This is a genomic window from Desulfovibrio sp. (assembly GCF_019422935.1).
Taxonomy (GTDB): Bacteria; Desulfobacterota; Desulfovibrionia; order Desulfovibrionales; family Desulfovibrionaceae; genus Desulfovibrio.
In genome coordinates, this window is the sequence record NZ_JAHZCJ010000001.1 from 208,706 (window position 1) to 229,783 (window position 21,078).

General features: G+C 58.9%; 24 protein-coding genes. 2 read left to right on the top strand and 22 right to left on the bottom strand.

Translation table 11 applies throughout. From position 1 onward, the window contains the following. Window positions 1-5: 5 nt before the first annotated feature. The 15 genes from QZ383_RS00835 to QZ383_RS00905 all read right to left on the bottom strand — a co-directional run bounded on the left by QZ383_RS00835 (window position 6) and on the right by QZ383_RS00905 (window position 12,029). Window positions 6-686 (bottom strand): riboflavin synthase, encoded by a 681-nt coding sequence (locus tag QZ383_RS00835; RefSeq protein WP_291442244.1) that lies wholly within the window; start codon window positions 684-686, stop codon window positions 6-8. A gap of 9 nt (window positions 687-695) precedes the next feature. Next, the gene (gene ribD, locus QZ383_RS00840) at window positions 696-1,838 is read right to left on the bottom strand and encodes a bifunctional diaminohydroxyphosphoribosylaminopyrimidine deaminase/5-amino-6-(5-phosphoribosylamino)uracil reductase RibD (protein ID WP_291442246.1); all 1,143 of its coding nucleotides are present in this window, start codon (window positions 1,836-1,838) and stop codon (window positions 696-698) included. Beyond that, complete coding sequence (locus QZ383_RS00845; protein ID WP_291442248.1) at window positions 1,831-2,322, bottom strand: cytidine/deoxycytidylate deaminase family protein; 492 nt, start codon at window positions 2,320-2,322, stop codon at window positions 1,831-1,833. The genes ribD and QZ383_RS00845 overlap by 8 nt, the downstream gene beginning before the upstream one ends. A 325-nt stretch (window positions 2,323-2,647) precedes the next feature. After that, window positions 2,648-3,886, bottom strand: coding sequence for a serine hydroxymethyltransferase (gene glyA / locus QZ383_RS00850; RefSeq protein WP_291442250.1), 1,239 nt, complete (start codon window positions 3,884-3,886; stop codon window positions 2,648-2,650). 92 nt (window positions 3,887-3,978) lie between these two features. Continuing rightward, complete coding sequence (fabF, locus tag QZ383_RS00855; RefSeq protein ID WP_291442252.1) at window positions 3,979-5,226, bottom strand: beta-ketoacyl-ACP synthase II; 1,248 nt, start codon at window positions 5,224-5,226, stop codon at window positions 3,979-3,981. A gap of 61 nt (window positions 5,227-5,287) precedes the next feature. Next, window positions 5,288-5,521, bottom strand: coding sequence for an acyl carrier protein (gene acpP, locus QZ383_RS00860; RefSeq protein ID WP_022658452.1), 234 nt, complete (start codon window positions 5,519-5,521; stop codon window positions 5,288-5,290). 69 nt (window positions 5,522-5,590) lie between these two features. Further along, window positions 5,591-6,355 carry a 3-oxoacyl-[acyl-carrier-protein] reductase gene (gene fabG / locus QZ383_RS00865; RefSeq protein WP_291442255.1) on the bottom strand — a complete coding sequence of 255 codons (765 nt, stop codon included), beginning with the start codon at window positions 6,353-6,355 and terminating at the stop codon, window positions 5,591-5,593. A gap of 165 nt (window positions 6,356-6,520) precedes the next feature. Then, a complete protein-coding gene (locus QZ383_RS00870) occupies window positions 6,521-7,507 on the bottom strand; it encodes a beta-ketoacyl-ACP synthase III (protein WP_291442257.1) in 987 nt (328 codons plus the stop codon). A 15-nt stretch (window positions 7,508-7,522) separates the two neighbouring features. Then, the gene (gene plsX / locus QZ383_RS00875; RefSeq protein WP_022658455.1) at window positions 7,523-8,557 is read right to left on the bottom strand and encodes a phosphate acyltransferase PlsX; all 1,035 of its coding nucleotides are present in this window, start codon (window positions 8,555-8,557) and stop codon (window positions 7,523-7,525) included. Then, complete coding sequence (gene rpmF / locus QZ383_RS00880; protein ID WP_022658456.1) at window positions 8,557-8,739, bottom strand: 50S ribosomal protein L32; 183 nt, start codon at window positions 8,737-8,739, stop codon at window positions 8,557-8,559. The genes plsX and rpmF overlap by 1 nt, the downstream gene beginning before the upstream one ends. A gap of 107 nt (window positions 8,740-8,846) precedes the next feature. Then, a complete protein-coding gene (locus QZ383_RS00885) occupies window positions 8,847-9,416 on the bottom strand; it encodes a DUF177 domain-containing protein (RefSeq protein ID WP_291442259.1) in 570 nt (189 codons plus the stop codon). A 46-nt stretch (window positions 9,417-9,462) separates the two neighbouring features. Next, the gene (bla, locus tag QZ383_RS00890; protein WP_291442262.1) at window positions 9,463-10,440 is read right to left on the bottom strand and encodes a class A beta-lactamase; all 978 of its coding nucleotides are present in this window, start codon (window positions 10,438-10,440) and stop codon (window positions 9,463-9,465) included. A gap of 43 nt (window positions 10,441-10,483) precedes the next feature. Further along, the gene (locus QZ383_RS00895; protein ID WP_291442264.1) at window positions 10,484-11,131 is read right to left on the bottom strand and encodes a LysE family translocator; all 648 of its coding nucleotides are present in this window, start codon (window positions 11,129-11,131) and stop codon (window positions 10,484-10,486) included. After that, window positions 11,125-11,400, bottom strand: a complete 276-nt coding sequence (locus QZ383_RS00900; RefSeq protein WP_291442265.1) for a GIY-YIG nuclease family protein — start codon at window positions 11,398-11,400, stop codon at window positions 11,125-11,127. The genes QZ383_RS00895 and QZ383_RS00900 overlap by 7 nt, the downstream gene beginning before the upstream one ends. Window positions 11,401-11,420: 20 nt before the next feature. Next, a complete protein-coding gene (locus QZ383_RS00905) occupies window positions 11,421-12,029 on the bottom strand; it encodes a hypothetical protein (RefSeq protein ID WP_291442267.1) in 609 nt (202 codons plus the stop codon). Window positions 12,030-12,196: 167 nt separating this feature from the next. Between QZ383_RS00905 and QZ383_RS00910 the strand changes: the two genes are divergently transcribed. Beyond that, window positions 12,197-12,871: a tetratricopeptide repeat protein gene (locus QZ383_RS00910; protein ID WP_291442269.1), complete on the top strand. Its 675-nt coding sequence runs from the start codon at window positions 12,197-12,199 to the stop codon at window positions 12,869-12,871. Between the two features lie 252 nt (window positions 12,872-13,123). Then, a complete protein-coding gene (locus QZ383_RS00915; RefSeq protein ID WP_291442271.1) occupies window positions 13,124-15,220 on the top strand; it encodes a methyl-accepting chemotaxis protein in 2,097 nt (698 codons plus the stop codon). Between the two features lie 81 nt (window positions 15,221-15,301). Here the strand turns inward: QZ383_RS00915 and recJ are convergent, their stop codons facing one another. The 7 genes from recJ to QZ383_RS00950 all read right to left on the bottom strand — a co-directional run bounded on the left by recJ (window position 15,302) and on the right by QZ383_RS00950 (window position 20,932). Beyond that, on the bottom strand, window positions 15,302-17,035 hold the full coding sequence (gene recJ / locus QZ383_RS00920) for a single-stranded-DNA-specific exonuclease RecJ (RefSeq protein WP_291442273.1): 1,734 nt from the start codon (window positions 17,033-17,035) through the stop codon (window positions 15,302-15,304). Window positions 17,036-17,039: 4 nt separating this feature from the next. Further along, complete coding sequence (locus tag QZ383_RS00925) at window positions 17,040-17,894, bottom strand: tetratricopeptide repeat protein (protein ID WP_291442274.1); 855 nt, start codon at window positions 17,892-17,894, stop codon at window positions 17,040-17,042. A 19-nt stretch (window positions 17,895-17,913) separates the two neighbouring features. Then, a complete protein-coding gene (pyrF, locus tag QZ383_RS00930; protein ID WP_233482698.1) occupies window positions 17,914-18,624 on the bottom strand; it encodes an orotidine-5'-phosphate decarboxylase in 711 nt (236 codons plus the stop codon). A gap of 186 nt (window positions 18,625-18,810) precedes the next feature. Further along, window positions 18,811-19,419: a guanylate kinase gene (gene gmk, locus QZ383_RS00935; RefSeq protein ID WP_291442279.1), complete on the bottom strand. Its 609-nt coding sequence runs from the start codon at window positions 19,417-19,419 to the stop codon at window positions 18,811-18,813. Beyond that, on the bottom strand, window positions 19,419-19,673 hold the full coding sequence (locus QZ383_RS00940) for a DUF370 domain-containing protein (RefSeq protein WP_136400130.1): 255 nt from the start codon (window positions 19,671-19,673) through the stop codon (window positions 19,419-19,421). Before QZ383_RS00940 ends, gmk begins: the two co-directional genes overlap by 1 nt. A gap of 2 nt (window positions 19,674-19,675) precedes the next feature. Continuing rightward, window positions 19,676-20,557, bottom strand: coding sequence for a YicC/YloC family endoribonuclease (locus QZ383_RS00945; RefSeq protein ID WP_192111404.1), 882 nt, complete (start codon window positions 20,555-20,557; stop codon window positions 19,676-19,678). Between the two features lie 114 nt (window positions 20,558-20,671). After that, window positions 20,672-20,932: a zinc ribbon domain-containing protein gene (locus QZ383_RS00950; protein WP_192111405.1), complete on the bottom strand. Its 261-nt coding sequence runs from the start codon at window positions 20,930-20,932 to the stop codon at window positions 20,672-20,674. Between the last annotated feature and the right edge of the window lie 146 nt (window positions 20,933-21,078).

The window sequence follows — 21,078 nt, forward strand, 5'->3', positions numbered from 1 at the left end:
AATGTTCAGATAAAGCCGTTGCGCAAGAGCATCTCGCGGCTCAACCCGCTGGTCTGCGCGGCGGCAGTTTGCTCTACCGCGCTCTTGCCGCCGGGAGCCCAGGCCCCCAAAAGGCTGCGCACATATTTGCCGATGAGGTCGGTTTCCATATTCACCAGCGTTCCCGGCCGCCAGTTGCGCATGGTGGTGCGCTTTTGCGTATCAGGAATGATGTTGACCTCAAGAAAATCAGGCCCGCAATCATTGATGGTAAGACTGATGCCGTCAAGGGCCACGGAACCCTTGGCAATGACCTCCACCCCATATTCCTTGGGAAAGGCAAGCCGACAGCACAGGGACTGGCCCGCGCCCGTTACGCTGCGCACCGTGGCAAGGCAGTCCACATGCCCGCTCACCAGGTGCCCGCCAAGCCGGTCGCCCAGGGCCAGCGCCCGCTCCATGTTCACGCTGTCGCCGGTCTTGAGTCTGCCCAGCGTGGTACGAGAGAGGGTCTCTGTGGAGGCGTAGGCTGTGAACACGCCTTCGCCGTGGGTTTCCACCGAAAGGCATGCGCCGTTGACGGCAATGGATTCGCCATCGACTATGGAGGGCAGACTGAACAGGGGGCGCAGGGTGAACCTGCGTTCCGTGCCGGAGTCGCGCAGGGCGAGAACCTCGCCCTGACCCTGGATAATGCCGGTGAACATGCCGCCCGCCTACGCCTTGGCGGCATCAAGAGGCCGCAGATGAATGTGTATGTCTTCGCCGCACAGGTGCGTATTGCTCACGCGCATGCGCAGGGCGTCTTCCAGGCTCAGGGGCGCGCGGCCGGAAAAGAGCGGCAGGGCGTCTTCGTCACCCAAAATCATGGGCGCGAGGTGCAGGCGGAAGTCGTCCACAAGGCCCGCTTCCAGCAGGCTCAGGGCTAGATGCCCGCCGCCTTCGCAAAGCATGTAGGGGCAGTGCAGTTCTTCCCACACTGCGCGCAGCAGATTGGGAAAGTCCGGCCCGCCGTGCATGCCTGGGCCAAGCGCCAGAACCCGCACGCCGATGTCGCGCAGGGCCTTGGCCGTGGTGGAGGCCGCCGCTGCGGGCGAAACCATAAAAACTGTCTGTTCCGGGCGGTCTTTCAGCAGGTGAAAATCTGCATCGGGCTGGGGCAGGCGTGAGGTAAGCACACAGGCCAGAGGCTGCGGCCCGGCATTTTCTCCCCGCACTGTAAGCTGGGGGTTGTCGGTGCGAAAGGTGCCGCCGCCCACGAGAATAGCGCCGCCGCACAGGCCGATGCCCGCGCGCAGTTCCTGCACTTCTTCTCTGGATTTATCGCAGCTTATCCATTTGGACTGGCCCTTGCGGGTGGCGATGCGGCCGTCAAGGGTAGCGGCCATTTTCAGCATGACGTAGGGGCGCTTGTGCTGCTGCCAGATCAGAAAATCGGCCACAAGGTCGCGGCATTCCTGCTCGCAGACGCCTTCAATAACTTCAACGCCGCTTTCGCGCAGTTGGCAGGCACCGCCGCAGGCAACTGGATTGATGTCCGCAAGACCCACGACCACCTTTTTGATGCCCGCAGCCTTGATGGCTTCGGTGCAGGGTGGCGTTTTGCCCTGATGGCAGCACGGTTCAAGCGTGACAACCAGGGTGCACTCCGCTGGATTTATGCCGCGCGAGGCAGCATCCTTGATGCAGTCCACTTCTGCATGATCCTCTCCGGCTGCGTGGTGCCAGCCCCGAGCCACAATCTGCCCATCGCGCACCAGCACAGCCCCCACCGTAGGGTTGGGGCAGGCATGCCACCGACCTTTTTCTGCAAGGTCAATGGCTTCACGCATAAAGGGAACAAAATCCAGTTCAGACATGGTAGTCTACTCCGGCTTGGGCGCTGATTACAGGCGGTGCAAAATCCAGCTTTTCCATAATGACCCCGGCTTCCTTGAGCATCTGCTCCGCAAGCTCGTCAGGGTAATATTCCGCATAATAAATGTGACGTATGCCGCAATTTATCAACATCTTGCTGCACAGCACGCAAGGGTGCGTCGTGCAATAAATCTCTGCGCCACTGATATTGATGCCATGCACAGCAGCCTGAATAATGACATTCTGCTCCGCATGCAGCCCCCGGCATATCTCGTGCCTCTGCCCCGAAGGAATGCCCAGTTGCGTGCGCAGACACCCCACCTCAAGACAGTGCGGAACCCCCGCCGGGGCCCCGTTGTACCCCGTGGCTAAAATGCGCTTGTCCTTAACCGCCACAGCACCCACCTTGCGCCGCGTACACGTAGAACGCCCGCTCACCAGGTACGTGATGTTCATAAAATATTCCGGCCACGGCATTCGCTGCATAACACACCCGTATGTTGATTGGTGGTAGTGTACAGGCGGCTGGTGAAAATGCCAAGTTGCCTGTCGGGCTATTTTGCCGTGATGCTGCGTCAGGCAGCGCTTGCAGTTCCGGTCGCCCCGCTGCATCGGCGGTGCAGTCTTGCTGTGAAACAGCAATGTTATCTGCATGTCTGCGCAAGGCAAAGCCCCTGTTTTTCTCAAAACCGGGGCTTTGTCAAAGGGGGCGCAGCCCCTCTATGATTCTATCTGGCGGTTTTTCCGGCACCAGCCCCCGATGTTGCCTGCGGGGCCGAGGCGTCAGAAAAACCGTCCGAAAATCAGCCCGTTACCAGGCGAATAGCGGGAACTGTCGCGCAAATTCTTCAACGTTCTTGCTGATCTTTTCAAGAGCGGCGGCGTCCTCGCGTTTTTCAATAGCCTCTACGATGAACGCGCCCACGGTGCGCATGTCGTCTTCCTTCATGCCGCGCGTGGTCAGGGCAGCAGTGCCAAGGCGCACGCCCGAGGTCACAAAGGGCGAACGGGTTTCAAAGGGCACGGTGTTCTTGTTGACGGTGATGCCCGCCTGATCAAGAGCGTGTTCCGCATCCTTGCCCGTGACATCCTTGTTGGTCAGGTCAACCAGCATCAGGTGGTTGTCCGTACCGCCGGAGACAAGGTCGTACCCGGCGTCCATAAGAAACTTGGCAAGCACGGCGGCATTGGTCACTACGCGTTGCTGGTACGTTTTGAAGGCGGGGCGCAGGGCTTCGCCAAAGGCCACGGCCTTGGCCGCAATGACGTGCATGAGAGGGCCGCCCTGAATGCCGGGGAAAATCTGGCTGTTCAGGGTTTTTCCCATGTCTTCGGTAGAAAGAATCATGCCGCCGCGGGGGCCGCGCAGGGTTTTGTGCGTGGTCGTGGTAGTGATGTGGGCGTACGAAAGCGGGCTCTGGTGCAGACCGGCGGCCACAAGGCCAGCAATATGCGCCATATCCACCACCAGCTTGGCGCCGACTTCGTCAGCGATTTCGCGGAAGCGGGCAAAGTCGATGGCGCGGGGGTAGGCGCTTGCGCCGGCAACAATGGCGTTGGGCTTGTGCTCGCGGGCCAAGGCGGCGACTTCATCATAGTCTATGCGGCCCGTCTCGCGTTGCACGCCGTAAGAAACAATGTTGAACAGGCGGCCAGAAAAGTTCACCGGGCTGCCATGGGTAAGATGGCCGCCGTGCGAAAGATTCATGCCCAGAATGGTATCGCCAGGCTTCAGAAAGGCGAGGTAAGCGGCCATGTTGGCCTGCGAACCGGAGTGCGGCTGCACGTTCACGTATTCGCAGTTGAAAAGTTGCTTGGCGCGGTCCTGAGCCAGGGTTTCGGCTATATCCACATATTCGCAGCCGCCGTAGTAGCGCTTGCCGGGATAGCCTTCGGCGTACTTGTGGGTAAGTACGCTGCCTTGCGCTTCGCGCACGGCGCGGGAAACAAAGTTTTCAGAAGCGATGAGCTCAAGTTTGCTCATCTGACGGTCGGATTCAAGCGTGATGGCTCGCGCCAGTTCCGGGTCTTGCAGCAGGATTTCGTCCATGACGTCGCATCCTTTTGAAATGTTCTGCCCGCCACAACGGCGGGCAGATGATTATCAAACGGGGAGGGCAGAGGCCGAGTAAAAACTGTCGGCTACTGTTGCCACTTCTTGAAGATCACGCTGGCGTTGGTGCCGCCAAAGCCGAAGGAGTTGCACATGGCGTATTCGCAGGCGATGTGCTTGGAGCCGTCGGCCATGTAATCGAGATCACATGCGGGATCGGGGTTATCAAGGTTAATGGTGCCGGGCAGCATTTCGTCATGCAGGGCGAGGGCCGTGAAGACGGATTCAATGCCGCCAGCCGCGCCGAGCAGGTGCCCGGTCATGGATTTGGTGGCCGAAATCTTGACCTTCTTGGCATGCGCGCCAAAAACGGTCTTGATGGCCTTGGTTTCCGTGCTGTCGTTCAGCATGGTGGACGTGGCGTGGGCATTGATGTGACCAATGGCCGAAGCGTCAATGCCAGCTTCGCGCAGGGCATTTTGCATGGCGCGGGCCATGCCTTCGCCGTCGTCGCGGGGGGCGGTCATGTGGTAGGCATCGCCAGACGCGCCGTAGCCCACCATTTCCGCATAAATTTTGGCGCCGCGCGCCTGCGCTGATTCCAGCGTTTCCAGCAGCAGCAGTCCTGCGCCTTCGCCGATGACAAAACCATCGCGATTGGCGTCAAAGGGGCGGGATGCGCGGGAAGGCTCATCGTTGAACTGCGTGGAAAGGGCCTTGAGAGCCGTAAACCCGGCCACGCCAAGAGGCGTAACCGTAGCTTCAACACCGCCAGAGATAACTGCGGTCGCGCGGCCCAGAACCATTTCGCTGTAGGCGGTGCCAAGAGCGTGAATGGCAGAGGCGCAGGCCGTGGTGGTGACGATGTTCGAGCCCTTGGCGCCGGTGAAGATGGAAATCTGTCCCGGCCCCATGTTGGAAATCAGCATGGGGATCATGAAGGGCGAAATTTTGTGGGGGCCGGATTCCAGCAGCTTGGCGTGGTATGTTTCGATGGTGTGCAGACCGCCCAGGCCGATACCGAGGATCACGCCCGTATCGTAGGCGTTGGCATCGGTGATTTCGTACTTGGAGTCTTCAAGCAGCATCTTGGCAGAGGCCACTGCAAACTGGGTGAAGCGATCCATGCGCCGAGCCTGCTTCATGGGCATATAGTCTTCGGCGACAAAGTTTTTTACTTCACCGGCAATGCGGGAATCGTAGGCGGAGGCGTCAAAAAGCGTGATGGGCGCGATGCCCGACTCGCCTGCGAGCAGTTTTTTCCAGGTGCTCTCAATATCATTGGCGAGGGGCGTAACGCCGCCTATGCCGGTGATTACTACGCGGGGACGGGTCATGCATGCTCCTTTGAGGCGGGGGGCAGACCCCCCCGCGCTGCATATACTATAACAAGCGCTGTTACTGCTTGTTTTCGATGTAGCTGATGGCATCCTGAACTTTCAGGATCTTCTGGGCGTCGTCGTCGGCGATTTCGATGTCGAATTCTTCTTCCATGGCCATGATCAGTTCGGTCAGGTCAAGGGAGTCGGCACCGAGGTCTTCCACAAAGGAAGCAGCGGGCTTCACTTCTTCAGCGGTCACGCCGAGCTGGTCAATGATGATTTTTGTAACTTTTTCAGTAACGTCAGACATGGTATCCTCCAGATAAATTAGTGGTCTGCTTAACCCCGGCCCTGGCCGGGAGTCTTCCGTAGTAAATGCCTAGCAGTACATGCCACCGTTCACTCCCAGCACCTGCCCGGTGATGTAGGCCGCTTTGTCCGAAGCAAGAAAAGCCACGGCCTCTGCCACATCCTCGGCGCTGCCCATGCGTCTGAGCGGGATGCTGTCTGTGTAGCTCGCCCGCACGTCGGCGTTGAGTGTCGCGGTCATGTCCGTTTCGATAAAGCCCGGCGTTACGGCGTTGACCGTAATCTGGCGGGCGGCCAGTTCTTTGGCGCAGGACTTGGTAAGCCCCAGCAGGGCGGCTTTGGCCGAAGCGTAGTTGGCCTGCCCAGCGTTGCCCATCTGCCCCACCACGGAAGAAATATTAACGATACGCCCCTTGCGGGACTTGCTCATGATTTTTGCGGCTTCGCGCGTGCAGACGAACGCGCCGCGAAGGTTGACGGCGATAACTCGGTCGAAGTCTTCGTCCTTCATGCGTATAAGCACGCAGTCCTTGGTGATGCCGGCATTATTGACCAGCACCGCAAGATCAACCTTGTCTTTGATCTGGGTAGCGAAAAAGTCGGCCACGGATTCGCTGTTGCTGACATCAAGGGCAAAGGCCTTGGCCTTGCCGCCAGCTGCGCAGATGTCGGCTGCGACTTTTTCCGCTTCTTCGGGTTTGCTGACGTAGGTGAGAAATACCTGAAAGCCGTCACGGGCAAGGGTTTGGGCAATGGCCCGACCAATGCCGCGCGAACCGCCGGTAACCAGGGCTGTCGGCAGTCCGGCTGCAGGGGAGGATTGCGCTGTGCTCATGCTTATATCGCCTTTGTCTGAGTCCTGTAAAAAAAGGAGACCGTATTCCGGGGATCGCCTTTTTGCGTTATTTTGGCAGCGGCGCTGCCCGGCTTACGGCCTGGCCTGACTGAAATTCAGTATACATGGCGCTGTGCTGCGGGGCAATCCCGCAGACGCATTGCCTTAAAAGCGTAACAATGCGGCGCCCCAGGTAAGGCCAGCGCCAAAAGCCGTCATAAGAACGCGGCTGCCAGGGCGGATGCGGCCTTGGGCACGAGCTTCGCTCAGTGCCAGGGGAATGGAGGCAGAAGATGTGTTGCCGTATTTTTCCACATTGGTGAACACGCGATCGCCCGTCAATTCAAGGCGGCTGCCCACAGCTTCAATGATGCGCATGTTTGCCTGATGCGGCACCAGCAGGTCCACATCTGCGCCTGAAAGGCCGTTGCGCGCGAGCACTTCCTCGCACACGTGCACCATGTTGCGCACGGCATGCTTGTATGTTTCGCGGCCCTGCATGGTGATGAAAAAGTCTTCACCAACAGGTTCGCCAAGGCCGTACTGGCAACGGGTGCCACCGCCGACCACAATAAGGTCGCGCTGCACGCCATCGCTGTGGCAAACCACGTCTTCAACGCAAGACATGGCGTTGTTGGAAGCGCTGCTTACAATGCAAGCCGTGGCCGCATCGCCAAAGAGCACGCATGTGGAACGGTCTGCCCAGTTTACTCGGCGGGTAAGCGCCTCTGTGCAGACAAAAAGAATTTTGGCGTCAGGATCCTGCGCCAGCAGGGCACGGCAGATGGAAAGGCCGTAGAGAAAGCCCGAGCAGGCCGCGCTGATATCAAAAGCCATGACCTTGCCCGCGCCGAGCTGCCCGGCAATGATGCAGGCCACAGAGGGCGAGAGCACGTCAGGGGTGCAGGTTGCGCCAACGATGTGGGTGAGCTCTCCTGCGTCCATTCCGGCTTCGGCAAGGGCCTTGCGGGCGGCCTTGAGGCCGAGATCCGAGGCGTTTTCCGCATCGTCCAGCCTGTGGCGCTGTTTGATGCCGGTGCGGGAAATAATCCATTCGTCATTGGTGTCCACCACCTTGGCGAGATCGCTATTGGTCAGCACCGTATCCGGCACATAGGCGCTCAAGGCGAGCAGATGACAAAGTGGATTCATAGAAATACCGTATGGTTATATAGCGCGGGAGAAACGTGTGAGTTCCTCGTTGGCAAGAATGGTTTCACCGAGGCGACTGTTGGTTCCCTTGCGCACAAAGGTTCCGCTCATTTTGATGGCGTTTGTCATGGCCTTGGCGCTGGAACGCCCGTGGCAGACAATGGCCAGGCCCTGAAGACCCAGCAAGGGGGCGCCGCCGTATTCTGCATAGTCAATGGTGCGGGCAAAGCGCTTGAAAGCACCCTTGGCCAGCATGCCGCCAATGGCGGGCAAAACGCCGGACGTAAACACCTTCTTGAGCATACGCACCAGAGAGGTAGCCAGCCCTTCGCTCATTTTAACGACAACGTTACCGACAAAACCATCGCAGACAACCACGTCGATATTGCCAATAAAAATGTCGCGCCCTTCGGCATTGCCCGCAAAGTTGAGGTTCTGGGCCATTTTAAGCAGGTCGTAGGCTTCCTTGACCTGACTGTTGCCCTTACCCTCTTCTTCGCCAATGCTGAGAATGCTCACACGCGGGGAGGCATAGCCCAGCAGGTCACGGGCAAACGCGTCGCCCATGAGGCCAAACTGGAACAGATGGTAGGGGCGGCAATCCACATTTGCTCCCACATCCAGCACGACCACGGGATTTTTTTCCGTGGGCAGCAAGGTGGCAAGAGCAGGACGCTCCACCCCGGGCAAACGCCCCATGATGAACATGCCGCAAGCCACCGTAGCGCCGGAATGCCCGGCGCTGACAACAGCATCCGCCGCGCCATCCTTGACCTGACGGCAGGCCACCTGGATGGACGCGTTTTTCTTGCGGCGCAGAATGTCCGAAGGCTTTTCGTTCATATGCACCACATCATCGGCCTGAACTATGTCGAAATGCACGTTGGCAAGATCGAGCTTTTCGAGCTCGGCCTCCAGCTTGGGGGTGTCGCCCACAAGCTGGACATGCAGATCATAAAGCCTCGCAGCTTCTATAGCTCCCGGCACAACCACAGAGGGGCCAAAGTCCCCGCCCATGGCGTCCACGGCAATGATGGGGCGCTCGTTCATTATTCGTTTTCGCTTTTGGCGATCACCTGGCGGCCTTTGTAGGTACCGCAGTTGGGGCACACGCTGTGCGGAACGGTGGGTTCGCCGCAGGAGCAGTAGATAACGGCAGGCACGGCCACACGATCATGGGAGCGGCGCATGCCCTTGCGGGAACGGGATTTCTTGTTTTGCTGAACGGCCATGGTAGTCTCCTTTTCCTGTCTTGCGGAATGTTTGTGCGGGTTTGGGCGGCTTGGCGCACATGCCCGCCCGCAAGACACAGCAGATTAGTAAAAAAAATTGTGATTGTCTAGTTTTTGTGCAGAGTGAGGCCGCGCAATGCCGCCATGCGGGGGTCGCCTTCTTCTTCCGTGCAGGCGCACATGCCTTCATTAAGATTAACCCCGCATCCGGCGCACAGGCCTTTGCAGTTATTGCGGCAAAGGGGTGTCGAGGGCAATGCCAGCATGAATTCTTCCCAGCAGATGGCGGCAAGATCCAACATGGGGGCGTTGCGTTCAAACACGATGCGGCCTTCGGTCACGCCATCCATATCGGGCAGGGGGGCGTAATTTTCTTCTTCGTCTTCATCATCGCTGCCGCCGGGAAGACTCTCAAAATCTTCAAAGCGCGCGGCAATGGTCACGATGGAATCTTCCGCGCAACGGCTGCAAGGCAGAACAACTTCTCCCTCAAGCGTGCCGCGCAAAAGCCAGCCGCCGTCCGTGGGCAAAACCAGAATGCGCGCGCACAGCGGTTTGCTCACGCGGCAGTCAAGGTGGAATTCCTCCATGGGTTCCTGCCAGATGGCGGGGTCGTCCAGAGTAAATTCCTTGCCCTCGGGGGAAAGGTCATTGAGAGAAATGCGATAGTTCTGCATGTGATACCTCGAAAGTCGGACTTCATACCTTTGCTCGTCAATCATGTCAATACATATTGTCAAGCGGCGTCGCAAGCCCTTCTGCGGCGCAGACCAGGCGAGTTGCCTGGGCAAGAATTTTGTCGTTTTCCGGCCCGGTCAGTTTTGATCCCGTGAGGTAGAGGGCCACAACCAGCGGTTTGTTTTTGCCTTTGTGGGTCGTGGCCTGCTCGGGATTGTTCGGTGGCAACAGTACGCCCACATCGTTGACGGTACCGTTTTCTCCGCTGCCGCTTTTGTGCGCAGAGCGCCAGCCCTCCGGCGCACCGGCGGGCGTGCGTCCCGCCCCGGTAGCGCAGCCCAGCATCCAGTCTGTCAGCTGTTTTCTGGCTGGCGCTTTCAGCAGGTTGCCGCAAAGCAGACCGTTCAGGGTACTGCACATGGCAAGGGGCGTTGTGGTATCGCGTGCATCGCCGGGAATGGCCGTGTTCAGCTCCACTTCCCAGCGGTCAAGGCGAAACGTGGTGTCGCCAAAGCTGCGGGCAATAGAGGTCAAGCCCTCAGGGCCGCCCAACTGGGCAAGTACAAGGTTGGCAGCGGTATTGTCGCTGTGCTGGAGCATGGCCGCGCACAGTTCTGCCACTGTCATGCCGTCTTCCAAATGCTTTTCTGTAACGGGCGACCAGGGCTGGATATCGCTTTTGGCAAAATGGATTCTCTGTTCAAGAATGCCCGGTTTGTCCCGCAGAATAGCTGACGCCGCCAGCACTTTAAAGGTGCTGCACATGGGGAAGCGTTCATTTCCCCGGTATGATAAAATTTCGTCGCCATTGCTGACACTGGCTGCCACGCCAAGCCTGCCGCCGCTTGACGCCTCAAGTTCGGCCAGCATTTCTTGCAGGCCTTTTGCGCTGATGTCGGGGCTGGCAGCGGCCAGTGCGCTACTGATGACAGGCACGCCCATCGCGGCCCCAAACATGACAACGGGCAGGGCGCAAAGGCCAGCCAGAACAGAGCGGCGGGAGTAGCGGGAGCGTGAATACATCAGCGTACCTGTAGATTCTCAAGTGAGCGGCCAACGTTGCGCATCAGCGCCCGCTGAGCAGCAGGGCGGAAGCCAGCCCCACAAACACGCAACCCGCCACGCGCTGCATCATGATCTGCCCGCGCTTTGAACGGTTGAACCATACGGCCAGACGGCCCCCAAGGGCGGCCACAGTCCAGAAAACCGCGATGGTAGCCAGCATGAAGATGCCGCCGAGGCTCAATACCTGCAAGGCCACGCTGCCCCGAGCGGGGTCGCAGAATTGCGGCAGAAAAGCCAGAAAAAAGAGTGAAACCTTGGGGTTGGTGACGTTCATCACTATCCCCCGGCGGTAGAGCGTCATGTAGCCGGGGAAGTTGCTGCCAGTGCTGCTGGCGGCCCCTTCAGCCACATCGGTTGTGGATGCCCCGGCGCGGAACGAGAGCCAGGCAAGCCACAGCAGATAGCCCGCGCCCGCGACTTTGAGCAGGGTAAAGGCCAGGGCCGAGGTCTGAAAAATGGCGGCAACACCCAGCGCAACTGCCGTGGTGTGCACGCACAGGCCTGTAACAAGCCCCAATGTGGTGATTATGCCAGCGCCAACGCCAAAAAGAGCAGATTGGGTGAGCACAAAGATATTGTCCGGACCGGGCGCAATGCTAAGCAGCAGGGCGGCGGCAAAAAAGGCCATCATTGCATCAGGTGTCAGCATGAAGCACGCTCTCCATCAAGCAGAAATTGTATTTTTTGGGGGCGCGGGCGTGATTTGACGGCCAGTTCAAGCCGTAACGCGTCGCCTTTGCAGCCGCAGGCCCGGCTGGCAAGCAGCCGGACAGGTCGCCGTCCCCGCGTGTAGCGCGCCCCGCCGGGAACCTGCCCATTGTGCTGTCCCAGTCGGCGCTCCATGTTTGTGGTGATGCCGCAATACAGTGTGCCGTCAGCGCACTCCAGCAGGTAGACGAGCCACGGGCTATCGTTCATGGCCTTAACCGCAGCGCGGCTCAGTCAAAGGCTCCGGCAAACCATGCCGTCAGCAGAAAGGAAACAGCCCAGTTGCCGATGCGCCATGTCCACGGATTGGGCAGGCGGCCCGTGCTGAATTGCCGCAGATCGCGCATAACGCCCATGAGCGTGCCTATTATATGGAAGAAGACAAAGCCGATGCCCGCAAGAAAACCAAACTGGGCAAGGCAGACCATAAAGAGGGCAAAGGTCACGCTGGCGGCAAGGCAGCCTGTCTGGTCATTGCCACCCATCCACACGCGGCCAAGGTTCATACCGCCGAGGCCCCCGGCCTGGCCGAAGGTTCCACGGTAGAAAAACCTGCTGCGGTACTCCTGACGCCCCGACTCCGCCTGGCCTGAACCTGTGCCCGCTCCATCCCCATAGGGGCCGAAGCCGGGGGCACTATCCCACCCATTGCTCTGCGCCCTGGCATTGCCTTGCCCTGTTGTGTGCTGGCCGGCATTGCGCGGGTCTTCATGGTCGTGCAGAATTTCCACATCAACCACGCGCGGCGCGCCCGTTTTGCCCGCATCACCCTCGGGCAGCGCAGCCTGTTCAGAAGTGTCGGGTTGGTCATGCCGCGGGCCGTTTGGGGGAACAGTCATGCAAAATCTCCTCAGGGCGCAAAAAAAGGTTGGGCAAGCCCTGCGCCTGCTGTGTTTGTGCCTTCTGCCAGCTATGGCGTCAAGGGGCGGCTTGCCAACAGCCCGCGCTGGTACTACTGTCTGGCCGTGCAACTCCGGCGGCTGAGCCGGAATCAAAGGAGACGTTTATGAAAAAAATAGGTTCTGCAATCCTTTTGGCCGCAGCGCTGGCCCTGGGTTCAGGAATGGGTGCTACAGTTCAGGCGGCTCCCGCCAAAAGCGCCGAGCAAACGCTGGATGAAGCGTGGACTGCGTATAATATCGGTCAATACAACAAGGTTGTGCAGATGGTGCAGCCTCTGGCCAGCGATGGCAATCCCCGCGCCCAGGTGCTGCTGGGCCGCTGCTACGAAAACGGCCTTGGCGTGACGCAGGATATGGAAACCGCTGCCAAGTGGTTCCGCATAGCTGCGGAGCAGAATTACGCCGAGGCGCAGGTGCAGTTGGGCTATCTGTATGAACTGGGCGCCGGGGTTCCCAAAAACGATACCGCCGTGGCCGATCTTATGAGCCGCGCCGCCACTGCTGGCAATGCGGAAGCCCAGTTCAACCTTGCGCTTTATTACAGCCAGGGACGGTATGGGTTTGCCAAGGATCCGGATCAGTCCTTTGCCTGGGCCAAGCGTTCTGCCGACCAAGGCTTTGCGCAGGCGCAGCGTTACGTGGGCGCATGCTATGAATTTGGCGTAGGTGTGCCTGTAAATCCGTCAGAAGCCGCTGCGTGGTACAGCAAGGCCGCAGCTCAGGGGCTTGAAAAGGAAGGCAATATCTTTAACACCGAACGCGTGTACACCATGCCGTAAACGATAACACTTCTTTATTGCAAGACGATGCCCCCGAGTTATCCTGACCGGGGGCATCTTGTTTTTTTGAAAGAAATCACTGCATAGACTCTGCCCATTGCCATAAAGGTCAGAATCGTTCATGTTGAGGTATCCGTTAGTCTTGGCTTGTGCAGGCATGAGTGCGTTTTACCCTATTGCATATCCGAAACATGACGATAAAACTGAAAACTGCTCCTTTTTCAGAACGGGCGTCAGGTACCGGGAGGCACTATGAAGCTGGGTCTTTTGACGAAGATGTCGCTGTACATCCTTATTCCATCCATGCTTGGCCTGGCCCTTGTGGCTGGCATAAGTCATCGCATGTCTGAAGATGCGTTGCGAAAGCAGACCCGGCAGGATATTGCGGCCATTCTGAAAGGGCAGGAAGTGGGCCTGAACGCGGTCTTTGTATCCATGAAGGAAGCCCTTGCCCAGATTGCCGAAAATCGCCGCCTTCGCCTCTTTCTTGAAGCTTATGCCAATGGCGCTCCCATTGACCACAACAACGAGCTTTTCCTCAGCGCCCTTGAAGCCCTCAAAAACTTTACCGCTGTCAACAGCAACATCGCCACGTGCGGCCTCATTGCGCCAGACGGCAAGGTTATTGTGCACAGCAAGAAGGGCGACACGCAGAAATTCAGCAACACCATTGGCGAGGATTTTTCAAAGCGTGTCTACTTTATCAACGGCATGAAGGGACAGATCAGTTCTATCGGGCTGGTCAGTGTGGCCACCAAAAAAATGACCACCATCATAGGCATGCCCGTTAAGGACAAAGGCAAAATCGTAGGCGTTATTTACGGGGGCACAGACAACGACAAGCTGGCCAACGCCACCACAAACATGGTTGATCTTGGTGATGTGGGCCTGGCATTTGTTATCAATACGGAAGGCGTGATTGTACAGCACCCCGACCTGAAGCGTATCGGGCAGAAAGAAACAGGCTCGGCCTGGGTGGCGGAAGTTCTCAAAAACAAAAAAGGCCGTCTTGAATTTGTGAATGCCGAAGGGCTTGAAAAAATTCTGTATTATACAGATATGCCCGATGAAGGCTGGATATTGTGCCTGGAGCTGGACAAAACCCTCCTTTACGAACCCATCAGCGACATGCTGGTCAATAACGTGCTGACGGCAGTGGCTTGCGCCCTTGTGGTAGGCATCGTCATCTTTTTGAGTGTGCGCAGTATCGTGCACCTGCTGGGTGGGCTCTCCGGCATTGCCGAGGCCATTGCTGGCGGCAGGCTCGAATGTTCCGCGACGGAGGAGCGCCTGCTGCGAACTTCTGAAAAAAGAGGCGACGAGTTCAGCGTACTTTCATTTGGCATGGAACGCATGATGGGCAACATCAAACGTCTGCTGGGCGAAAGCGAGGAAAAAACCGCTGCGGCGCACAAGGCCACAGAACAGGCCCGCCAGGCAACGGAGCGCGCAGAGCAGGCCGCCATACAGGCGGAAAACGCGCGCAAGGAGGGCATGCTCGCTGCTGCGGGGCAGCTCGAAGGCGTGGCGGATATTCTTGCTTCGGCTTCGGCGCGGCTTTCAGAGCAGATAGGGCAGTCAGAGAAGGCTGCCTCCGAATCCGCACAACGCCTTGCTGAAGCGGCCACAGCCATGAACCAGATGAACGCCACTGTGCAGGAAGTGGCCCGCAACGCTTCGGCTGCTTCGTCCACCTCCGAGGAGACGCGCAGCAGCGCCGAAAACGGTTCAACAATTGTGCAGCAGTCCCTGCAAAGCATTGGTCAGGTGCGCGAGATTTCGCACGGGCTCAAGAGCGACATGGCGGAACTGAACGACCACGCTCAGGCCATTAACCGCATTATGAACGTGATTTCTGATATTGCTGACCAGACAAACCTCCTTGCCCTCAATGCCGCCATCGAGGCCGCACGTGCGGGCGATGCCGGGCGCGGTTTTGCCGTGGTGGCGGACGAAGTGCGCAAACTGGCAGAAAAAACCATGGCCTCAACCCATGATGTGGGCAATGCCATCAAGGCCATCCAGACCAGCACGGCCAAGAGCGTGGATGTTATGGAAGTTGCCTTGCGGCAGGTGGAGGTTGCCTCTGATTTTGCGGGGCAGTCTGGCGAAGCGCTCACCCACATTGTCAACAGTGTGGAGCTTGCGGCGGATCAGGTGCGCGCCATTGCCACCGCCAGCGAGCAGCAGTCTGCTACCAGCGATGAAATCAACCAGACCATTGTGAAGATCAATGATATCTCTATGCAGACCGCCAGAGCCATGGACGAAGCGGCTCAGGCCGTGACGGATCTTACGCGTCAGGCCAAGGCCCTGAGCGACCTGATTGCAGAAATGAAGCGGGGATAGCGCATCTTGCATATTGAAAGGGGCAGCCCGGCTGATTGGTGCCGGGCTGCCCCTTTATGCGTTTATTACAAGACTGGGCGGTCAGGCTGGCCGCCAGTCCTTGATGGCAATATCCACCGAGGCGATGCCGTTGTAGGTGTCGATGCGGGGGGTGTAGGCCACAAGAATGTGTTTGTTGATGAGCGACGCGGGCAGTTCGTCAGCCATGCGCCAGGCCTTTGCAGAAAGGGTAATGCCGCTGGCGCTGTCCGTCAGACGCAAAAGCACATGTTCCCTGCTGCGCCCAAGAAAAGAACGTTCTTTGACCAGCAGCGGGGGCGACTGGAATACCGGCTCGGGATTTCCGGGTCCAAAGGGTTGCAACAGCTCAAGTTCCTTGAGAAAGTTGTGATCGCCCGCCAGCTTGAAGCTCAGTTCGCATTCCAGCGTGATGCTGGGAAGCAACGGGTTGGGGCCAAGCACTTCTTCCGCCACAGCGTCAAACCGGGCGCGAAATTCTTCCAGCCTTTCCGGCGCAAGGCGCACGCCCGCCGCCTGACGGTGCCCGCCAAAGTTCAGCAGGCAGTCTGCCGTGCGGGTCAGGCCTCCGTGCAGATCAAACTCGCGCACGGAACGGCCCGAGCCTTTGAGGCTGCCCTGATCGTCGCACACAATGATGGTGGGGCGGTAGTAATCTTCCACAATGCGCGAGGCCACAATGCCCACGATACCGGGGTGCCAGTCCTTGCCGTAGAGCACAAGAGCTGCGCGCGGCCCGCGCGAAAGTATGTCTGATGCCTGCGCCTTGGCTTCTGCGTAGATGCGTTCTTCTTCCTGACGGCGGGCCAGATTGAGTTCGTCCAGTTCCTGCGCCATGCCCGCGGCGGCAACGTGATCTTTTTCGCGCAGCAGGCGTAGGGCCAGCTCGCCCTTGCCCATGCGCCCAGCGGCGTTGATGCGCGGCGCAAGGCGAAAAACCGCCTGCCCGGCGCTCAGTGCCGCAGCGGCGTTCATGCCGCTGGCAACTTTCAAGGCAGCCATGCCGGGCCGCTCCGCCCGCGCAATGCGGGTAAGCCCGCCGCGCACGAGCACGCGGTTTTCTCCGGTGAGGGGCATGACATCGGCAAGGGTGCCCAGCGCCACCAGATCAAGGCAATCGCCCATGTTGTGCTTTTTGCCCGTATGTGGGGCCAAGGCGGCGTTGACGCCCCCCATAAGGTAAAAGGCCACGCCCACGCCTGCAAGGTGCGGGTAGGGCAGGTCTTCTGCGGTGCAGATGCGGGGGTTGCAGATGGCGTGGGCAGGGGGCAGCTCTTCGGGCGGCAGGTGGTGGTCGGAAACAACCACTGTCATGCCAAGCTCCCGGGCGCGCTGCACTGCCTGCACATCTGAAATGCCGCAATCCACCGTGAGCAGCACGCCGCAGCCCTGGGCGGCCAGAGCCTCGATATGCGGCACGTTGAGGCCGTAGCCTTCGCTGCGCCTGTCAGGGATATGCCAGTCCGCGTGGATGCCGTGGCTTTCAAGCACGTCCAGCACCAGAGTGGCGGCTGTCACTCCGTCCACGTCATAATCGCCCCAGACTGCCAGCTTTTTTCCGGCCAGCAGTTCTGAAGCCAGCAGGCTGGATGCCTCGGGTAATTGGGGCCAGCGGTCAGGGGGCGTGAGTGAATCAAGCCGGGCGGACAAAAAGGCGTCCATGGCATCCCTTTCGGAAAGGCCACGCCGCCAGAGAATCTCAAGAAGAAGGGGCGAGATGGAGAGAGCATCTGCCCATTGCCGGGGCGGCGTGGGGCAGATGTTTTGCACAGGCTCGCGGATCAGCCAGTTTTTCAAAGCGTTAGCCCGCCGTTTTGGGTTTCTGCGCGGCCCCGTTTTGTGCGGCCTGAAGTGCGGCGCGTACACCTTCTATGCGGTCGGCGGGTACGAGCTGTTTCTGAATAAGCCATGCCAGGAATTTGAGCGAGGTTTCGTGCCGTGGTGCAAGCTCAAGCGCTTTCAGCAGGTAATCAACGCACTGGCTGATGTCCTTGAGTTCAAGCAGCACGCGCGCCATGTTCATGTACAGGTTTTCGTCCGTGGGCGAAAGCTCAAGGGCGCGCTGATAGTATTCAAACGATTCCTGCAACATCTTGCTTTTGCGAAGATTGATGCCAAATTCATTGAAAAGGTGCTTGTGCTCTGGCTCAAACGCGGCTTCGAGTTTTACCAGACGCTGAAAAATGTCCTGCGCCTTGGCGTTGTCGCCCCGCTCAAGATAGGTCAGCCCAATGCCAAAGTTGGCCCGCACGTTTTCTTCATCCACCTTGAGGGCGCGCGTGTATTCAAATTCGGCGGCAAAGTTCTCGCCATTTTCGCGATGTTCGTCGCCGTTATCAATACTGCGCTGCATCTCCTGCATTTTGGGGAAAACGGAATTGAGGTAAAATTCCGGCTCGGGCGAGAATTTGGCAATAAGCTCGTCCAGGGTGATTTTGCGCTTGGGGCCGCTGGGCACATAGTTGGTATTGAGCGGCTGGCAATCAATTTCCTTGCCGTGCTGCTCAATAAACCAGAAGGTTTTTTGCACGGTCTTGCGCGTGGTCGTGCCAGTACCCACCCTGCGGACTTCCTGAGTGGAGAAGACCCCGCGAACATCGGTTTTGCCGTTGTTGTGGGAATCGCCTTGCGCGCTTTTGGGCGTTTGACCGGCCATGCTCATCCTCAATACTTCTTTATGTGTGCGCGGAGGCCATTTCCTCCGTAATCTGCCGGGCCATTGCCAGCGGGTCCGGCGCAGCCGTGATGGGCCTGCCCACAACCAGATAGTCAGCTCCTGCCGCAATGGCCAGAGCGGGCGTCATAACGCGGCGCTGGTCGCCAGCGGCGGAACCCGCAGGGCGGATCCCTGGGCAAAGGCAGCGCAGGCCAGGGCAACTGGCCTTGATGGCTGTAGCTTCATGCCCGGAGCAGACCACGCCGTCAAGGCCCCACGGCCCGGCCTGACGGGCCAGAGCCAGAGCAAAATCAGCCGGTGAGGCCTCTATGCCGGGCATTTCGCCGGGTGCAAAACTTGTAAGCACGGTCACGCCAAAGAGCAGGGGGCGCTGCCCGGAAACTCCGGCTGCCGCCTCTGCCGCAGCGCGGCACATGCGCTCGCCGCCCTGACAGTGCAGGGTCAGCATGTTCACCCCTGCCGCAGCCGCAGCTTTGACAGCCTGCGCCACGGTGTTGGGAATGTCGTAGAACTTCAGGTCAAGAAAAACACTGAAGCCCATTGCGGACAGTTCTTCCAGCAGGCCTGGGCCTGCGTGGGTAAACAACTCCATGCCCACCTTGCACCAGGGAACCGTGCCGCGCAGTTGGCGCGCCAGTGCAAGTGCAAGCTGTTTTTCGGGCAAATCCAGAGCGACCGCCAGTTGCGGCCTGTGCTGCTGCGTGGGCATGTTGCTTCCTGTGCTGCTGCTCGCGGCCAGAAATCCGGCTGTACGAACAAAATATGCGGTTTCAGGTCTTTTGCCCCAACGCGCATGCCGTGCTGCGGAGGGGGCGGATCATTCTTGCTGGCGGTCTGCGGAGCAGCCCATAGCAGAATTTTTCAGTGCCGATCAGAGCGCATCAGCCAGAGCGCATCAGCGGTTGAGAATCTCATCCAGCAGGTGCGGATTGCGCGCAGGTGCAAGCCCCGCCGCCACATACACCGCCCGCAGGGTATCGTAGGCCTGATCCAGATTGTCGTTCACAATGACTGAATCATACCAACGGGCCTGAAGAATCTCTGACCTCGCGTTGACAAGGCGGCGTGCAATGGTTGGCTCGTCATCCAGCCCGCGCCCGCGCAAACGGTTTTCAAGTTCGTGCAGGCTGGGGGGCAGGATAAAGGCAAACGTGGCTTCCGAAAGGGAAAGCTTGAGTTGCGCCGCGCCCTGCACGTCAATGTCAAAAAGCACGTCCTGGCCCTGATGCAGTTTTTTCTTCACCGGGGCAAGCGGCGTACCGTAAAAATTGCCGTGAACCTCGGCCCATTCTGCAAAATAGCCCTGGACGCGCCGTTGCTCGAATTCTTCGTGGCTCAGAAAAATGTAATCCTTGCCGTCCACTTCGCCCTGACGCGGTTGCCGCGTCGTGCACGAAACCGAGTAGCCAATATGCGGAAATTCCGCCAGCAGGCGTTTGACTAGTGTGGTCTTGCCTGCGCCAGACGGTGCGCTCAGCACCAGTGCTATGCCTTCGCGGGGCATCAGTCCCCTTCCTCTTGCGCAAAGCGCTGACTGATTGTTTCCGGCTGGATGGAGGAAAGTATGACGTGGTTTGAATCCGTCACCAGAATGGAGCGCGTTTTGCGCCCCTGGGTGGCGTCAATGAGCCTTCCCTCAGCCCGCGCGTCTTCGCGAAGGCGTTTCATGGGCGAGGATGCAGGGCTGACAATGCCCACAACCCGGCCCGCCAGCACATAGTTGCCAAAACCAATATTGATAAGACGTTCGCGAGGCATGCTTATTCCAGATTCTGAACCTGCTCGCGGCATTTTTCCAGTTCGTTTTTAAAATCAACCACCATGCGCGAAAGCTGTACGTCAGGCAGCTTGTTGCCGCAGGTGTTGATCTCGCGGAAGCACTCCTGCAAGGTAAAATCGAGCCGCCGCCCGGCATCGCCGCCGGTTTGCAGCAGGTCGTGCAGCCGCGCCAGATGCGTGTTGAGCCGCGTGAGCTCTTCGCTCACATCCAGGCGGTCAGCCAGAATGACGGCTTCCTGCAAAAAGCGTCCTTCTTCCAGCTCCTGCCCGTTCTGGGACAGGGCCTCGCTCAGGCGTTCGCGCAGGGCATTGGCGCGTTCTTCCTTGATATTGGGCGCGCGGTCGGCAATAAGGCCTGTCCATTCTTCCATGCGCAGAATGCGGGAGTGCATGTCGGTGGCAAGGGAGCGGCCTTCGGCGGAGCGGGCCTCGTTCCAGTCTTCCAGCGCAAGGGCCAGGCCTTCTTCAAGGCAGCGGGCGGTGTCTTCGTCCAGCTCCTCGCCGCTGTCGCCCCAAAGAGAAGGGATCTGCAACAGCGCGTTGAAGTCTGGAACATAAGCCTCGCCGCGTGCGTCTGCCAGCGCCTGCAAATTATCAAGCATGGCAGCGGCCTGCACCATGTCAAAACGCATGGCTGGGGTGTTGCCCGGCGCGTACTGCAAGACCAGGCTCACATCCACGCGCCCGCGCGAGGCATAGCGCCGCACCACTTTTTCAAGGCGCGGTTCAAGGCTGCGTATAGAGAGAGGCAAACGCCACTTGAGGTCAAGATGGCGACTGTTGACGCTTTTAACCTCCCACTGCTGGGTGGTGTAGTCGTTTTCCACCAGGCAGCGGCCAAAGCCGGTCATGCTGCGGAGCATAGCTTCCTTCCTGCTAAAGATATGCGTCAGTGTAGAGCAAGGGGCTTGCGAATGCAACAAATGCCCTTGGCCCGGCGCTGTGGGTATGCATTTTTTATTTTTAAAATCAGTGTATTATGCCTGCGATCCACCGGAATTTCCGCTACAGCCGCCGCAGCCGCCGCCAGCCGCGCAGGAGGGGGGCATGCCTTTGCCCATGGGGCGCACCGGGCCGGGCTTGTAGGGGAAAGCCCCGGTTTTCAGCGGGCTGGGGACGCACATCTGCTTTTCTGTGGCGGGGGAATTGCACTTGGGGCAGGCAGGAACTTCATCGCCAAAAACAAGATCTTCAAATTTATTGCCGCAGGCCGTGCAGACAAAATCGTACATGGGCATGATTATTCTCCTGATTCGTTGCCGGAATGAAACCCTTGCGGCGGCATACCGCAACATGGGGGCGCCAGAATAATTACTGTTGAAAATGTTCTGAAGCTTGCGCAGGCCGCTGCGGTCAGAAAGCGACCAGCCTCCCAGGCGCGCAA

What these genes read in the sequence shown, in the direction of transcription:
- QZ383_RS00910 (WP_291442269.1), top strand. Translation starts at nt 12,197, where the DNA reads ATGAAAAAAATAGGTTCTGCAATCCTTTTGGCCGCAGCGCTGGCCCTG.
- QZ383_RS00925 (WP_291442274.1), bottom strand. Translation starts at nt 17,894, where the DNA reads ATGGCCGGTCAAACGCCCAAAAGCGCGCAAGGCGATTCCCACAACAAC.
- QZ383_RS00950 (WP_192111405.1), bottom strand. Translation starts at nt 20,932, where the DNA reads ATGCCCATGTACGATTTTGTCTGCACGGCCTGCGGCAATAAATTTGAA.
- fabF (WP_291442252.1), bottom strand. Translation starts at nt 5,226, where the DNA reads ATGACCCGTCCCCGCGTAGTAATCACCGGCATAGGCGGCGTTACGCCC.
- QZ383_RS00895 (WP_291442264.1), bottom strand. Translation starts at nt 11,131, where the DNA reads ATGCTGACACCTGATGCAATGATGGCCTTTTTTGCCGCCGCCCTGCTG.
- QZ383_RS00940 (WP_136400130.1), bottom strand. Translation starts at nt 19,673, where the DNA reads ATGCCTCGCGAACGTCTTATCAATATTGGTTTTGGCAACTATGTGCTG.
- QZ383_RS00900 (WP_291442265.1), bottom strand. Translation starts at nt 11,400, where the DNA reads ATGAACGATAGCCCGTGGCTCGTCTACCTGCTGGAGTGCGCTGACGGC.
- QZ383_RS00870 (WP_291442257.1), bottom strand. Translation starts at nt 7,507, where the DNA reads ATGAATCCACTTTGTCATCTGCTCGCCTTGAGCGCCTATGTGCCGGAT.
- QZ383_RS00905 (WP_291442267.1), bottom strand. Translation starts at nt 12,029, where the DNA reads ATGACTGTTCCCCCAAACGGCCCGCGGCATGACCAACCCGACACTTCT.
- QZ383_RS00885 (WP_291442259.1), bottom strand. Translation starts at nt 9,416, where the DNA reads ATGCAGAACTATCGCATTTCTCTCAATGACCTTTCCCCCGAGGGCAAG.
- ribD (WP_291442246.1), bottom strand. Translation starts at nt 1,838, where the DNA reads ATGTCTGAACTGGATTTTGTTCCCTTTATGCGTGAAGCCATTGACCTT.
- fabG (WP_291442255.1), bottom strand. Translation starts at nt 6,355, where the DNA reads ATGAGCACAGCGCAATCCTCCCCTGCAGCCGGACTGCCGACAGCCCTG.
- rpmF (WP_022658456.1), bottom strand. Translation starts at nt 8,739, where the DNA reads ATGGCCGTTCAGCAAAACAAGAAATCCCGTTCCCGCAAGGGCATGCGC.
- QZ383_RS00845 (WP_291442248.1), bottom strand. Translation starts at nt 2,322, where the DNA reads ATGCAGCGAATGCCGTGGCCGGAATATTTTATGAACATCACGTACCTG.
- acpP (WP_022658452.1), bottom strand. Translation starts at nt 5,521, where the DNA reads ATGTCTGACGTTACTGAAAAAGTTACAAAAATCATCATTGACCAGCTC.
- plsX (WP_022658455.1), bottom strand. Translation starts at nt 8,557, where the DNA reads ATGAACGAGCGCCCCATCATTGCCGTGGACGCCATGGGCGGGGACTTT.
- bla (WP_291442262.1), bottom strand. Translation starts at nt 10,440, where the DNA reads ATGTATTCACGCTCCCGCTACTCCCGCCGCTCTGTTCTGGCTGGCCTT.
- QZ383_RS00915 (WP_291442271.1), top strand. Translation starts at nt 13,124, where the DNA reads ATGAAGCTGGGTCTTTTGACGAAGATGTCGCTGTACATCCTTATTCCA.
- pyrF (WP_233482698.1), bottom strand. Translation starts at nt 18,624, where the DNA reads ATGCCCACGCAGCAGCACAGGCCGCAACTGGCGGTCGCTCTGGATTTG.
- gmk (WP_291442279.1), bottom strand. Translation starts at nt 19,419, where the DNA reads ATGCCCCGCGAAGGCATAGCACTGGTGCTGAGCGCACCGTCTGGCGCA.
- QZ383_RS00945 (WP_192111404.1), bottom strand. Translation starts at nt 20,557, where the DNA reads ATGCTCCGCAGCATGACCGGCTTTGGCCGCTGCCTGGTGGAAAACGAC.
- QZ383_RS00835 (WP_291442244.1), bottom strand. Translation starts at nt 686, where the DNA reads ATGTTCACCGGCATTATCCAGGGTCAGGGCGAGGTTCTCGCCCTGCGC.
- glyA (WP_291442250.1), bottom strand. Translation starts at nt 3,886, where the DNA reads ATGGACGAAATCCTGCTGCAAGACCCGGAACTGGCGCGAGCCATCACG.